Below are 14,493 nucleotides of genomic sequence, written 5' to 3' on the forward strand. Positions count from 1 at the left end.
TCCGTGACGGGTGCCGCGTCCGCAGCGGGCATCGAGGCCGCGAGCGCCGCCGCGAGTTCCTCGGCCCGGGCCGCGGCCTCGTCCGCGAGGCGCCGAGCCTCGTCCGCCGCGGCCTTCGCCGCCGCTGCCGCCGCCCGTGCCTGCTCCACAGCATCGCTCATGCGCTCAGCATACGAACGGCGGGGGCAGCCGGTTCGGTCCGGCTCGTACCGCTGTCGGACGACTCGGTCGACGTCGTCCGACAGCGGTCACGTCGCCCGACAGCGACGGCCCGCACACCGCAACGCCACCGACGCCACCCGACGCCGCGCGACGGTGTCAGTGCGAGAGCGCCGGGACCGTCCGCGGCCGGACGACCACCCAGAGCAGCAGGATCGCCACGGCCGACGTGCACGCCATCACCGCGGCCATCGGTGCCGCGGTCGTGATGCCGAGCCAGCCGACGATCGGCGAGACGAGTCCGGCCACGCCGAAGTTCAGCGCGCCGAGGAGGGACGCTGCGGTGCCCGCCTCCTTGCCGTGGGCCGCGAGGCCGATCACCTGCACGAGCGGGAACGAGAACCCGCACGCGGCGATGAAGAACCAGAGCGGCACGAGCACCCCGACGAGCCCGGCGCCGAGCAGGTCGAGCACGATGATCGCCACGGCCGCGAGGAAGAGCGTGGCGGTCGAGCACGCCAGGATCCACTGCGGGCCGACGCGCTGCGCGATGCGGGACGAGATCTGCACGCCGAGCACGACACCGATCGAGTTCACCGCGAAGAGCAGGCCGTACTGCTGCGCGTTGAGGTCGTACACCTGTTGGAAGAGGAACGGCGACGCGCTGAGGTACGAGAACAGTCCGCTGAACACCATCGCCCCGATGAGGGCGACGCCGACGAAGATCCGGTCGGAGAAGAGCGCTCGGTAGCGCTGCCCGACGCTCGAGTGCCCGGCCTCGTGCCGACGCGCCGGCGGCAGGGTCTCGACGATGAGCAGGAGCGAGGCGATCACGACGGCGAGGCCGTAGCACGCGAGGAAGACGAAGATCCCGCGCCAGCTCGTGAACCGCAGCATCTGCGAGCCGATGAGCGGGGCCAGGATCGGCGCGAGGCCGTTCACCATCGCGAGCCGGGACAGCATGCGCACGAGGGGCTTGCCGCCGAACAGGTCGCGCACGGTCGCCATGGCGACGACACCGCCCGCCGCGGCGCCCATCCCCTGCAGCACGCGGAAGAGCCCGAGGAGCTCGATGTCCGGTGCGGTCGCCGCCCCGATCGACGCGAGGACGTGCAGGCTCGTGGCGACGATGAGCGGGAGTCGACGACCGACCTTGTCGCTCCACGGTCCGACGAGCAGTTGCCCGATCGCGAAGCCGAGCGTGGTGGCGGTGAGGGTCAGCTGCACGGCACCGTCGGTGACGCTGAACTGCTCCTTGAGCGCGGGGAACGCCGGCAGGTACAGGTCGATGGTGAACGGCCCGAGCGCGGTGAGGGCGCCCAGGACGAAGACGTAGACGAGTCGCTGCCCGCGGGAGAGCGAGTCCCCCGGGTGCAGGACGACACGGAGCGAACCGGTGGTGGCGGGCGCGGTCACGAGCAGGGTCCTTCGACGGAGAGGAGGGTGGCGGCGGGAGCACGGACCCCGACTCGAATCGATTCGTCCGCGGAACCATCCTAACCGCACCTGTACGTCCCCTGACATGCGGTACGTTCGGACTGCCCGGCGGACCGGGCGATCTGGACAGAAGGGGGTGGGTGTCATGGTGGACGCCCGGATCCTGCACACGACCGCCGCCCTGCGCGAGGCGATCCTGCGGCTCGCAGCCGACCGCCCGGTCTCCCGCATCACGGTCGCGGACGTCACCCGCGCCGCCGGCATCAACCGCGCGACGTTCTACTCGCACGCGGTCTCGCCCGGGTCCTTGCTCGCCGACGTGCTCACCCCCGAGCTCGACCGCATCCGGGACGCCGACGCTGCAGCACGTCGCGCCGCGTTCGACCGCGGTGCCGGACCGGACGAGCTGGCCGCCATCACGCGCCGGGGCATCGACGCGGTCGTCGAGCACGTCGTGGCGCACAAGGACATCTACGGCAAGGCACTGCCGGACCCCGAGGACGGCTCGCTGCACCGACTGCTGGTCGACCACTTCACGGTGTCGAGCGCGCAGCACATCCGGGACCTCCCGGCGGGCCGACCGGAGCTGCTCGACGACGTCGCGGCGGGGTTCGTCGCGCAGGGCTTCGTCGGTGCGATCGAGGCCTGGCTGGCCGGCCCGCGCCGGTCGCGGAAGGCGCTGGTCGAGACCATCACGCTCTCGTTCCCGGCCTGGTGGCGCTGACGCACCACGGGACGGACGGGAGGCCCGGTGCCAGCTGGCACCGGGCCTCCCGTCCGTCCTGCGCGTCCGTCCAGGACGCGGTGCGCGCTACCGGCGCGCCACCTGCGAGAGCGCGGTGAACGACACCGAGCCGAGTCCCGTCACGTCGTCGTACCCCTTCGCGGTGGTGAGCGACGTGTCGTGGTCGAGCGTCACGAGGTAGTCCTTGCCGCTCGTGGCGCTCGTGTACGCGAGGGCGATCGGCGACTTCGGCGGCACGACGTCGTTGAACGCCTCGGGTGCCGCGCGGTACGTCGCGTAGATCGTCGGGTTCGCGAACCCGAGCCGGGTGTGCGTCGACTGCTGCACGATCGCCATGAGCGCCGCCGTCAGGGGGGACGCGAGCGAGGTGCCGCCGTACGTCTCGTTGACGAAGTCGCCGGTCGCGAGGGTGGTGTCGTCCGTGATCGGGCGGATCCCGATCGCGAAGCCGGTGTACGGGTCGGCGAGCGCCGCGAGGTCCGGCGAGACGCGCTTGCCGTTCGCGAGCGACGACGGCACGACGCCCTTCTGGTAGGCGGGCTGGTCGAAGAGCGTGCTCCGACCGCCACCGGCGCCACCGCCGACGAGGTTGCCGGGCAGCGGTGCTGCGTAGACGTCACCACGGTCGCTCGACACGATCTGGTCGAGGACGTCGCCCCACCCGGTCTCGAAGGTCTTGCGACCGTCGGCGCCGATGCCGAGGCTCGTCCCGCCGACCGCGGTCACCCACGGGCTCGACGCGGGGAAGTCCGGCTGTGCACTGCCGAGGGCGGCCGACTCGTCGCCGTTGTCCCCGCTCGAGAAGTAGAGGCCGATGCCCTCGCCGGCAGCCTGGATGTGCAGGTTCTCCTGGCCGCGGATGGCCGACAGCGGCACGTTCTCGCCGACGTCGCCGTAGCTGTTGCTCACGAGGTTCGCGAGCCCCTGGTCGAGGACCTTCGACATCGCGACGTCGAGGCCACCGCCGCAGTTCGTCCCACCGACGTAGAGGATCTTCGCGGCCGGGGCGACGGCGTGCACCGACTGCACGTCGAGCGTCTCCTCGCCCTGCCACCCGCTGGGCTGCTGGCACAGGACCTGGTCGGTGAACTGCGAGGGCGACGGGATCTTCTGCTGGAAGGTCGCGCTCGTGAGGCCCGGCTCACCGTTCTGCGCCGAGTAGCTGTTCGTGTCGTGCACGATCGTCGGCGAGGCGTACGCGTCGATGATCGCGACGGTCTGTCCCTGCCCCTGCACGCCCCTCGCCGCGAGCGCGTCCACGCCGTAGGCGGAGCGGATCTGCTTCGGCACGTAGCCGCAGGCGAAGGTGCGGACGGTCGTCGTGCCGTAGGCCGCGGGGACGGTCGCCGTGTTCTGGCCGTCGTAGGCCGAGCACTTCGCCTGGATCCCGGTCGGGCCGGTCGCCTGTTCGCGGAGGGTCCGGGCCGGCGTCGAGGTGGCGGGCGTCTCGCCCTGCTGGACGAGTTCGGGGTGGGTCAGGAGGCGTCCCTGGTCGACCGTGACCCCGCTGACGAGGCCGGCGATCGAGGACGGCAGCGACGGCGCGGACGACGGTGCGACGAGGGTCTTCCCCGCGTGGCGGTAGCTGTGCAGGCTCGTGCCGAGCACCCCGCCGACGACGGACGCCGGTCCGCGGAACACCACGAACTCGTGGCTGGCCGGGACCGCCGTGATCGTGAGGCCCTGCGCCCGGAGGTACCCGGTGACCTCGTCCGCGGAGGCCTTGGTGGGTGCGTACTTCGCGATCCACGCCGACGGGCTGAGCGGCTTGCGGTAGTGCGCGCTGCCGGGCGTCGAGACGGCGGTGGCGAGCGCCTCGGCACCCTGCTGGTTCCGGAGCGGCAGGTAGACCTCGCCCTCGACGTCGGTGCTCGCGGCCACGGTGCCGGCGTCGTTCGTGCTCGTCGCCCACGACGGGGTGGAGTCGGGCAGGGTGTGCCGGGTGGCGGCGTCGGCGGGTCCGGCGGTCATGGCGACGGCACCGATCGTGCACGCTGCGGTGGCGATCGCGACGAGCGCGGTCCGGGTCCTCTTGGGTTCGGTCCGACCGGGGGTCGGTGGGCGTCGTTGCACTTCGGGTCCTCTCACCGTGGAGCTGGGGTGAGGCGACTGTAGTGAGCTTGTGGAACGACCGGACAGTCGGTGGAACCACCGACGTGCGGCGTCACCCGTTCGGGGGTGACGACTGTCCTTCTGCTCAGCCGTCGGGGGCGTGGTGGTGCGGGGTCCGCCCTCGTGCCTGGGGAGTCACCGGGAGACCGATCGTCCCTCTTGCGCAGCTCGGGTCAGCCGTTCGGGGGCTTCTCGCCGCGCTGGAGGGACTCCACGACCGCCGTGGCCTTCGCGACCGTGGCCGCGTCGGAGTCGCTCCCCTGCACGCGGTAGTCGGCGGACACGCCGTCACCGCCGGTCCCCGAGGTCGGCAGGGGGTCACCGACCGCGACGACCACCACGCCGGCGTCGTGGGCGACCTGCAGCGCGCCGGAGAGCGACGCGGGGTCGGCCGCCTCGACGAGGAGCGCCTTCGCACCGCGCTGGACGAGCTGGCGCACCGCCCGTTCCTGGTCCGCGGCAGCGTCGGCCGTCCCCGCGACCCGGACGTCCGGCCGGAACCCGGCGGCGGTCAGGTCGTCACGGAACCGCGTGGCGAGCGGCACACCGCCGGAGGTCGTCCCCGGGGTCGCCGCGCTGCGCAGCAGGACCACCCCGACGACCGCGTTCTGGTCGAAGCCGCCGTCGGAGCTCGTCAGGTCGCTGCTCTGCACCGGGGTCGGCGCAGCAGACGTCGTGCCCTGACAGCCGGTCAGCGCGAGGGCCGCGGCGAGGGCGACGGCTGCGGCGACGATGCGGGTGGACACGTCGGCCAGGCTACCCGCGGTCCGTGACCGTGGCCGGTGGCGGGACGGGCCCGAGCCGACGGACGGCCGCCCAGGCGACGAGCGACACGAGCACCATGCCGCCGAAGACGAGCGGGAACGCCACGTCGGTGTCCGCGCCGCCCGTGCCGACGAACAGCAGCCCGGTCAGCGCGAGCCCGACCACGCTGCCGGAGGCGTCCGCGATCGTGAGCGCGCTCGACGCGAAACCGTCGTCGCCTTCTCCCGAGAACCGCAACGTGAGCATGGACGTGCGCGGGTAGATGGCGCCCATGCCCGCTCCCCCGACGAACCAGCCGACGACGAGCAGCCACCACGGCAGGTCGAACGTCGCGACGGCGAACGCGGCGAGCAGGCTCACGAGCACCAGGCCGAGCCCGACGCCGAACGTCCGCGCCGCGGTCAGCCGGGTCTCGCCGAGCCGTCCGTGCAGCCAGCTCGCCCCGGCCCAGCTCAGCGCGGCGACCGTCAGTGCGAGTCCGGCGGTGGAGGCGGACAGTCCGTGCTTCGCCTGCAGCAGGAACGGGACGTAGGCCTCGCTCCCGAAGAACGACGCGGCGACGAGACCACGGAGCAGCACGACCGACGGCAGACCGGGTGCGGCGCGGAACGTCCCCGGCGGCACGAGCGGACGGAGGGCAGCCCAGGTACCGACGACACCGATGACCACGGCTGCGACGCGGGCCCAGGCGCCGAGGTCGGGCGCGACGTTGAGGAGCAGGATCGCGACCGCCGCAGCCACCGACCACCCGATGCGGGCGCGCTGCCACGGCGCCCGGACCTCGGCGGCCGGCGGGTGCAGGCGCCGGAGGGTCGGGACGAGCACGCTGAACCCGACGACCGCGATGGCGAGTGCCCCCGCGAAGACCCAGTGCCAGCCCCAGACCTCGGTGACGATCCCGGCCAGCGCCGGTCCGACGAGCGCCGGGAGCACCCAGGCCGCGGCGAACCCCGCGAACACCGGGCCGTGCAGCTCGTCCGGGAAGATCCGCGCCACGAGCACGTAGAGCACGACGTCGATCGCCCCGGCGCCGAAGCCCTCGACGAGTCGCCCGACGAGGAAGACCTCCATCGTCGGCGCGGTCATCACCACCGCGGTGCCGATCGCGAAGAAGGCGGCGGACACCCACGCGACCACGCGGCCACCGGAGCGATCGGTCCAGTTGCCCGCCAGCACCATGCCCGGGACGCCGGCGGCGAGCGGTGCGGCGAAGGCCAGCGCGTACAGGGTCTCGCCGTCGAGGTCGCGGCTGATCTCCGGCATGACGGTGGTCATCGCGAGGTTCTGGAACGCCGCGACCGCGACGATCGCCACCATGCCGACGGTGGCGAGGGCGTACCGCCCGCTGAAGATGCTGGTCCTCGTCGGGGCGGCGGTGCTCACCGCACCATCCTAGGAGCGGCCAGCGACGGTCGTGGGGTCGCGGAGGGCCGGACGGGAGGCGCGGGGCGGGCCCGCACCGTGCCTCCCGTCGGTCTGGTCAGCGCGTCAGCGCCTGCCGCAGGTCGGCGACGAGGTCGCCGGCGTCCTCGATCCCGACGGAGAGGCGCACGATGTCGTCGGGCACCTCGAGTTCGGTCCCGCGCACCGAGGCGTGCGTCATCTCGCTCGGGTACCCGATGAGCGACTCGACGCCGCCGAGCGATTCCGCGAGCGTGAACACCTCGGTCGACTCCGCGAACCGTTTCGCCGCGGCGGCTCCGCCGGACAGCGAGAGCGAGAGCATGCCGCCGAAGCCGCGCATCTGGCGGGCTGCGACATCGTGCCCCGGGTGGTCGGCGAGCCCCGGGTAGAAGACGCGCTCGACGCCGGGCGCACCGACGAGCGACTCGGCGACGGCCTGGGCGTTGGCGGAGTGCCGCTCCATCCGGACCGCGAGCGTCTTGATGCCGCGGGTGGTGAGGAACGCGTCGAACGGCGACGAGATCGCCCCGGCACCGAACTGCAGGAACGCCACCCGCTCGGCCAGCTCCTCGTCGCCGAGCACCACCGCCCCGCCGACGACGTCCGAGTGGCCGCCGAGGTACTTCGTGGTCGAGTACACGACGGCGTCGGCGCCGAGTGCGATCGGCTGCTGCAGGTACGGCGACGCGAAGGTGTTGTCCACGACGACGAGCGCGCCGGCGCTGTGCCCGAGCTCGGCGAGCGCCGCGATGTCGGCGATCTTCATGAGCGGGTTCGTCGGGGTCTCGACCCAGAGCACGGTCTTCGCCGGAGCACCCTCGAGCGCGGTCCGGACGGCGTCGGTGTCGCTCATGTCGACCACCACGAGCTGGACGCCCCACGGCACGTGCACCCGGTTCACGAGGCGGTGCGTGCCGCCGTACACGTCGTTGCCCATCACCACGCGGGCGCCCGGTTCGAGGTACGCGCGGAGCAGGGCGTCCTCCGCCGCGAGCCCTGAAGCGAACGAGTACGCCGCGACACCGCCGTCGAGGTCGGCGAGCAGGGTCTGCAGGCCGTCGCGGGTCGGGTTCCCGCCGCGGGAGTACTCGTACCCGGCGCGCATGTTCCCGATGCCGTCCTGCGCGTAGGTGGACGTGACGTGGATCGGGGGGATGACCGCGCCGGTGCCGGCGTCGGGCTCCTGGCCGGCGTGGATCGCGCGGGTGCTGAACTCGGTCATGCTGTGGGTTCCTCGGTCGTTCGGAGGTCGGACGGTCGGGTGGTCAGGCGAGCGGTCGGGCGGTGGAGCGGCCGGTTGCTCGAGCGGTCGGGCGGTCGGGCGGTCGAGCGTCCGCTCACTCGGACAGGGACGTGAGCAGGTCGTGGCGGGTGAGGACCGTGACGGGCTTGCCGTCCTCGACCACCAGGAGTGCGTCGACGGTCTCGAGGGCACGCCGGGCGGCCGAGACCGACTCCCCGATGCCGATCAGCGGCAGCGGCTCCCCGACGAACGGCGTGAGCGCGTCCGTCATCGACGCGGCACCCGTGAACACCTGCTCGAGCAGGTCCTTCTCGGCGACGGCGCCGACGACCTCGCCGATGACGACGGGTGGCTCCGCGCTGAGGACGGGCATCTGCGAGACGCCGTACTTCGCCATGATGTCGACGACGTCGCGGACGGTGTCGGAGGGGTGGGCGTGCACCAGGTCGGGCAGCCGACCGTCCTTGCCCGCCACGACCGAGCCGACCGTGCGGGCGTCGTCCGTCTCGGCGAACCCGTACGAGCGCATCCACCGGTCGTTGAAGATCTTGCCGAGGTAGCCGCGACCGCCGTCGGGCAGGAGCACCACGACGACGTCGTCCTCGGTCAGGTCACGGGCAGCCCGGAGTGCGGCGACCACGGCCATGCCGCTCGAGCCCCCGACGAGCAGGCCTTCCTCGCGAGCGAGCCGCCGGGTCATCGCGAACGACTCGGCATCGGTGACGGCGATGATCTCGTCGGGCACCCCGGCGTCGTACGCGGCGGGCCAGAAGTCCTCGCCGACGCCCTCGACGAGGTACGGCCGGCCGGTGCCGCCGGAGTACACGGAGCCCTCGGGGTCCGCGCCGACGATGCGGACGCGTCCCTCGGAGGCCTCCTTGAGGTAGCGCCCGGTGCCGGAGATGGTGCCGCCGGTGCCGACGCCCGCCACGAAGTGCGTGATCCGCCCCTCGGTGTCGCGCCAGATCTCCGGACCGGTGGTCTCGTAGTGGCTGCGCGGACCGTTCGGGTTCGCGTACTGGTTCGGCTTGTAGGCGCCCGGGATCTCCTGCACGAGGCGGTCCGACACCGAGTAGTACGACTCCGGGTGCTCGGGCGGGACCGCGGTCGGGGTGACGACGATCTCGGCGCCGTACGCGGTCAGCACGTTCCGCTTGTCCTCGCCGACCTTGTCCGGCAGCACGAACACGCAGCGGTAGCCGCGCTGCTGCGCCACGAGCGCGAGGCCGACGCCGGTGTTGCCGGACGTCGGCTCGACGATGGTGCCGCCGGGCCGGAGGTCGCCGGACGCCTCGGCCGCGTCGATGATCCGCGTGGCGATGCGGTCCTTCGACGACCCGCCGGGGTTGAGGTACTCGACCTTGACGAGGACGGTCGCCCGGATCCCCTCGGTCACCCGGTTGAGCTTGACGAGCGGGGTGTCGCCCACGAGGTCGACGACGGAGTTCGCGTAACGCACGGGCCGAGTCTAGATGCCCGTCCCGAGCGCACTCCCGGACGTGACGCCGTGCTGCAGCTGGCCGGCCCGCGCCGCGATCGTGTCCGCGACGTCCTGGTGCCGCCGGTCGATCACGGCACCGATGTCACGGGCGAGCTGCGGGTTCGACCGCACGATGGTGTCGATCGCCTCCACCGGGACGACGAGCACCGCGACCTCGGTCAGGGCCACCTGGAAGGTCTGCACGACCTCGCGCGTGAGCGAGGTCTGCCCGACGTAGTCGCCGGCCTCCACCCGGGTCGCGGGGAGCTGCTCGTCGCCGAACGGCACCCGGAGCTCGACGCTCCCGCTCAGCACGAAGCGGATCGCCGTCGGGACGACACCCGGCCGGGAGATCACCTCCCCGGCCGCGTACCGCTCGAGCGTGACGACCTGTCGGAGGGCCGCGACGTCGTCGGACGCCAGGTACAGGGTCGGTGCGATCGAGGCGAGGGCGGCGTCCCGTCGCTCGTCGGTGACGAAGTCGTCGGTCGTGTCACCGTCGAGCCCGAGGCCGGCGCGCCGAGCGGCGTACCAGAGCCACATCCGGAACTGGGCGAGCGCCGGAGCCTCCTGTGACGGGCCACCGACCTCGAACGAGACGGCGTAGCCGGTGCCTCCCGTCGGCTCGGCCGACGGGCTCGTGCCCGACGCGAGCTGGGGCAGACCCGACGCGACGCGCTGGAGGAGGGCGACCACGGCTGCCGGAGCGTCGTCCGTGGTGAACGTGACCGACGTCGAGACCGGGTACGTGCCTCCCGTCCGGCTGAGGTTCGTGAAGGACGCACCGGCGAGCGACCCGATCGGCGTGATGAGGATGCCGTTGCCCGTGTCCAGGTGCACGGACCGCCAGTTCACCTCGATGACCCGGCCGCGCGTCCCGCCGATGTCGAGCCAGTCCCCGAGCCGGAACGGCTGCTCGAACAACAGGAACAGCCCGGCGACGATCGGCCCGACCGCGGTCTGCAGGGCCAGCGCGATGACGAACGAGCCGACGCCGAGGGCGGTGAAGATGCCGCCGATGTCTGCGCCCCACACGATGCGGAACACGACCGCGAGGCCGATCGCCACGAGGACGACCCGCGCGATGTCGACGAAGATCGACGGGATCTTCTCGCGCCAACTGCCCTTCCGGGCGTTCGTGAACAGCAGGACGTTCATGCCGTTCAGCACGAACACGATGACGAGGAACCCGAGCACCGTCGCGATCACCTGCGTCACCACCGGCCGGGACGGGTCGACCGCCGCCGTGACCTGCACGCTCAGGACGAGGATCGCGATGACCGGGACGACCGCGTTGCGGAGCAGGCCGACGACCTTGTGCAGCGAGTTGCCCCGGCGCTGCAGGTTCGACTGCAGCTCGGTGAGGACGAGCAGCACGACCGGGAGTCCGACGATGACGACGATCGCCGGCCAGAACCACGGCTGCTGCCAGAACGGGGTCACGGCTGCACCTGCTCGAGCTTCCAGATGCGCTGCGTCCCGGACTGCGTCCGGACCTCGCCCGCGTCCACGATGCCGCCCCGGTCGCCGAGCTTGTCGACGACCCGCTGCGTGGCGTAGACCCCCGGCGACGGGGCGATGCCCTGCACGCGGTAGGCGAGGTTCACGGCGTCACCCCACATGTCGTAGACGAGGCTCGCCCGTCCGACGAGTCCGCTCGTCACCTGACCGGCGTCGATGCCCGCTCGGAGTCCCACGCGGGAACCGTGCTGCCCGTTGAAGCGTTCGAGCACGCGCTGCGACTCCTCCGCCCACTCCACGACCCGCCGGACGTTGTCGACACGGGGCACGCTCAGGCCGCACGACGCGAGGTACCCGGCCCGCGTCGTCCGCACACGCTCGATGCCGTACCGACCGGCGGCCTCGTCGAGCGAGCGCCAGAGGTCGTTCACGAGCGCCAGGCTCTCCTCGGCGGAGAGTCCCTTCGCGAAGTCGTCGAAGCCGATCAGGTCGGCGTACACGACCGCGACGTCCTGGTGGTCGGCCGCGATGGTGTCCTCGCCCTGCTTGTACCGCTTGGCCACGTCCTCCGGCATCATCGTCAGCAGCAGTGTGTCGTTCTGTCGCCGCTGCTCGTCGAGGAGGTCCTGCTTCACCTGGAGACTCCGGCTCATGTCGTTGAACGCGAGTCCGAGGTCGCCGATCTCGTCGCCGCCCTTCGTCTGCACCTCGACGCCGAGCTCGCCGGCGCTCACCCGGTTGACGGCCCGTTGCAGCCGTCGGATCGGCCGCACGAAGACCTGCGCGAGCAGGAGCGAGAGCAGGGACACGAGCACGATGATCCCGACGAGGGCGAGGGCGAGGTTCCGCGCGAACACGTTCACCGGCGCGAAGGCCTCGGAGGTGTCCATCTGCGCGACGACCACCCACCGCAGGCCGTCGACCTCGAGCGGTGCGTACGCCGCGAGGACCTCCTTGCCGCGGTAGTCGCTGGCTATCACCGTCCCGGACTTCCCCTGCAACGCCCGGCTGACCGGCGTCGTGTTCACCTCCTGGAGCAACACGGAGCCCTTGACCTGCACCTGCCGCTTCGCGACCGCTGGCGCCGTACCGGCCGCGATGACGTCCCGCTCGTACTGCGCCGGGTGCTGCAGCAGCTGCCGAGAGTACGACCGCATCAGACGATCGTCGCCGACGAGGTACGACTCCCCCGTGTCGCCGAGCCCGTCCGCCTTCCAACCCTGGTCACCGGTCATCACGGCGCTGACGAGCGCCAGGGGCACCTGCACCGCCATCACGCCGATGATCTTGCCGTCGTCGCCCACCGGGGACATCACCCACAGCGTCGGCACGTTGAGGCTCGGGACGTACCGCTGGAAGTCCGTGACCACGAAGCCGTCGGAACTCGTCAGCCGGAGCGCGTCGCGGTACCCGGTCGCGAGGTTCGACTCGCGGTACGGCCCGTCGTCCAGGTCCGTGCCGAGGTCCGCGCCCGAGTACGCCGAGTACACGACGTCGCCGTCCGTGTTCATGAGGAGCAGGTCCTCGTACCCGACCGTCTCCACCGCCTGCCGGAAGTACGACTGGTACTCGGCGTGCGCCTTCGACCAGGCACTGCCGTCGCCGGCGTCGTCCTGCGCGATCGCCTCGTCGTAGTCGGTGAACGGAGCGGTGTACCGCGCCTGCAGGTACGTCTGCGGATCGGACGTCGGCGCGAACTGCTGCGGGTCGGCCGTCCCACCGGACGCCTTGTCGAGCTGCGGCACGAGGGTGTCGGCGTACCAGTCGTCGACTTTCTGCTGGTCGTCGTCGGACACCGGACGGCGCTGCAGGTCGTCCCACCCGGACTCGAACGCCTTGGTCGCCCCGATGACGCTCGCGTTCCGGGTCTGCGCGACCACGGTGTCGGTGAACTGCCCGAACGACCGCTTGAGCTCGGTGATCCGGGCCTCCCGCAGCGAGGTCACCTGGTTGAAGGCGGCGGCCTGGAGGGAGTCGCGGCCGTTCACGTAGCCGACGGCACCGACGACGAGCGCGGCGACGAGGCTCACGGCCAGGAGCATCACGAGGAGCTTCGACTGGACGTCGAGCGCCCCACTCGTCAGGAACCCGCGCAGGCGGCCCGGCCGACGGGGCTGGTCGGCGCGCTGACCGGGGTCGCGGGCACCGTTCGATCGGTCCGGATCGTCCGATCGGTACGGGTTGTCCGATCGGTACGGGTTGTCCGATCGGTACGGGTTGTCCGGGCCGGCGGTGCTGCCCGCAGGCGGGATCGGGTCGGACGGGGAGGAGGCATCGGTCACGGAGGACTCCGATCGGGCGGCGCGGATCAGGGGGCACTGCTCGGGTTTGTGGATCCACAGGTACCACGCGAGGAACCGTCGCGTCCGTGTTCGCTCGATATCCGCATCCCGCGGAGCGGGATCGCTCACGATCGGCGACACCCGTCGCGCGTCCGGCCCAGCGGTGCAGGCGGTGGCGTGGCCGTCTCGGAGCCGGTCGGCCCGGTCGCCGCGGCGGGGCGAGATGGCGTCTCGCGGTCCGGACCGCACCGTCGTCGGTGCCCGCCGCCATCGGTCTGGAGGCGCGGTGCCAGCCCGCCACGGGCCTCCAGGCTGACGGTCGGGACGGCGCGCGACACCGGTGGTGTGCGCCGCGGCGGGCCGGGTCGCGTTGCGGCGGGGCGACGCGGGCCGCGTCGCGGCAGGCCGGGTTCAGCCGCCGCGTGTGGTGCCCGCCAGCCCTCGTCCGACCCTCACCTGTCGGTCAGGCGCCCACCGGCAGGTTCTGCTGACGATGGAGCGTCGCGTACGTGCCGCCGATCTCGAGGAGCTCGTCGTGTGTGCCCTGTTCGACGATGCGTCCGTGGTCGAGCACGAAGATCACGTCGGCGTCGCGGACCGTCGACAGTCGGTGCGCGATCGAGATCGTCGTCCGGCCGGCCGCCGCGTTGTCGAGCGCCGTCTGCACCACCCGCTCGGAGATCGAGTCGAGCGCGCTCGTCGCCTCGTCGAGGACCAGGACGGGTGGGTCCTTGAGCAGGACGCGCGCGATGGCGATGCGCTGCTTTTCGCCGCCGGAGAGCCGGTAACCACGTTCTCCGACGATCGTGTCGTACCCCTCGGGGAACGACGCGATCGTCTCGTGGATGTTGGCCGCGCGAGCTGCCCGTTCGAGGGCCTCGTCGGTGGCGTCCGGTCGGGCGTAGCGGAGGTTGTCGCCGATAGACGCGTGGAAGAGGTAGGTCTCCTGACTGACGATGCCGACGTGCCGCATCAGGTCCTCGTGCTCGATGTCGCGCACGTCGGCGCCCGCGAACCGCACGCTGCCGCTCGTCGCCTCGTACAGCCGAGGGACCAGGTACGACACGGTCGTCTTGCCCGCTCCCGACGGGCCGACGAACGCGGCGAACTGCCCCGGCCGGAGCTCGAACGAGACGTCGCGCAGCGTCGGGTTGTCGGGCTCACCGTCCGGGTAGGCGAAGGTCACGTGCTCGAACGCGACGTGCCCGAGGCGGGACTCGTCGACCGGGTGCGCCGTCGGGGAGTCGGTGATGGCCGGCTTCAGGTCGAGGTACTCGAAGATGCGGGCGAACAGGGCGCCCGAGGTCTGGAGGTCGAGCACGACCCGGAGCAGTCCGACGGTCGGGAAGAGCAGGCGCGACTGTACCGTCGTGAACGCCACGATCGTGCCGGCCGTGATCGGGAC

General features: G+C 72.0%; 10 protein-coding genes. 1 reads left to right on the forward strand and 9 read right to left on the reverse strand.

The window, feature by feature from the left end; genetic code table 11:
• Positions 1 to 318 precede the first annotated feature (318 nt).
• Positions 319 to 1,575 carry a multidrug effflux MFS transporter gene (locus tag ACSW7Y_RS10720; protein WP_438126271.1) on the reverse strand — a complete coding sequence of 419 codons (1,257 nt, stop codon included), beginning with the start codon at positions 1,573 to 1,575 and terminating at the stop codon, positions 319 to 321.
• 166 nt (positions 1,576 to 1,741) lie between these two features.
• Here ACSW7Y_RS10720 and ACSW7Y_RS10725 point away from each other — a divergent pair, with 166 nt between their 5' ends.
• Positions 1,742 to 2,320 (forward strand): TetR/AcrR family transcriptional regulator, encoded by a 579-nt coding sequence (locus tag ACSW7Y_RS10725; protein WP_438126272.1) that lies wholly within the window; start codon positions 1,742 to 1,744, stop codon positions 2,318 to 2,320.
• An 87-nt stretch (positions 2,321 to 2,407) separates the two neighbouring features.
• On the opposite strand, the gene ACSW7Y_RS10730 is transcribed toward ACSW7Y_RS10725, so the two are convergent.
• The 8 genes from ACSW7Y_RS10730 to ACSW7Y_RS10765 all read right to left on the reverse strand — a co-directional run.
• Positions 2,408 to 4,312 carry a S53 family peptidase gene (locus ACSW7Y_RS10730; protein ID WP_438126273.1) on the reverse strand — a complete coding sequence of 635 codons (1,905 nt, stop codon included), beginning with the start codon at positions 4,310 to 4,312 and terminating at the stop codon, positions 2,408 to 2,410.
• 314 nt (positions 4,313 to 4,626) lie between these two features.
• On the reverse strand, positions 4,627 to 5,199 hold the full coding sequence (locus ACSW7Y_RS10735) for a substrate-binding domain-containing protein (protein WP_438126274.1): 573 nt from the start codon (positions 5,197 to 5,199) through the stop codon (positions 4,627 to 4,629).
• Between the two features lie 10 nt (positions 5,200 to 5,209).
• The gene (locus ACSW7Y_RS10740) at positions 5,210 to 6,601 is read right to left on the reverse strand and encodes an MFS transporter (protein WP_438126275.1); all 1,392 of its coding nucleotides are present in this window, start codon (positions 6,599 to 6,601) and stop codon (positions 5,210 to 5,212) included.
• A 97-nt stretch (positions 6,602 to 6,698) separates the two neighbouring features.
• Positions 6,699 to 7,844: a cystathionine gamma-synthase gene (locus tag ACSW7Y_RS10745; RefSeq protein ID WP_438126276.1), complete on the reverse strand. Its 1,146-nt coding sequence runs from the start codon at positions 7,842 to 7,844 to the stop codon at positions 6,699 to 6,701.
• A 115-nt stretch (positions 7,845 to 7,959) separates the two neighbouring features.
• A complete protein-coding gene (locus ACSW7Y_RS10750; RefSeq protein ID WP_438126277.1) occupies positions 7,960 to 9,324 on the reverse strand; it encodes a cystathionine beta-synthase in 1,365 nt (454 codons plus the stop codon).
• 9 nt (positions 9,325 to 9,333) lie between these two features.
• Entirely contained in the window at positions 9,334 to 10,788 is a 1,455-nt protein-coding gene (locus ACSW7Y_RS10755; protein ID WP_438126278.1) for a mechanosensitive ion channel domain-containing protein, read from the reverse strand.
• Positions 10,785 to 13,088: an adenylate/guanylate cyclase domain-containing protein gene (locus ACSW7Y_RS10760; RefSeq protein WP_438126279.1), complete on the reverse strand. Its 2,304-nt coding sequence runs from the start codon at positions 13,086 to 13,088 to the stop codon at positions 10,785 to 10,787. Before ACSW7Y_RS10760 ends, ACSW7Y_RS10755 begins: the two co-directional genes overlap by 4 nt.
• A 463-nt stretch (positions 13,089 to 13,551) precedes the next feature.
• Positions 13,552 to 14,493: ABC transporter ATP-binding protein (locus tag ACSW7Y_RS10765; RefSeq protein WP_438126280.1), on the reverse strand; the 942-nt coding region annotated here is incomplete at its 5' end.

The organism is Curtobacterium flaccumfaciens, from assembly GCF_051548005.1.
Lineage (GTDB): Bacteria > Actinomycetota > Actinomycetes > Actinomycetales > Microbacteriaceae > Curtobacterium.

What these genes read in the sequence shown, in the direction of transcription:
- ACSW7Y_RS10725 (WP_438126272.1), top strand. Translation starts at nt 1,742, where the DNA reads ATGGTGGACGCCCGGATCCTGCACACGACCGCCGCCCTGCGCGAGGCG.
- ACSW7Y_RS10730 (WP_438126273.1), bottom strand. Translation starts at nt 4,312, where the DNA reads ATGACCGCCGGACCCGCCGACGCCGCCACCCGGCACACCCTGCCCGAC.
- ACSW7Y_RS10745 (WP_438126276.1), bottom strand. Translation starts at nt 7,844, where the DNA reads ATGACCGAGTTCAGCACCCGCGCGATCCACGCCGGCCAGGAGCCCGAC.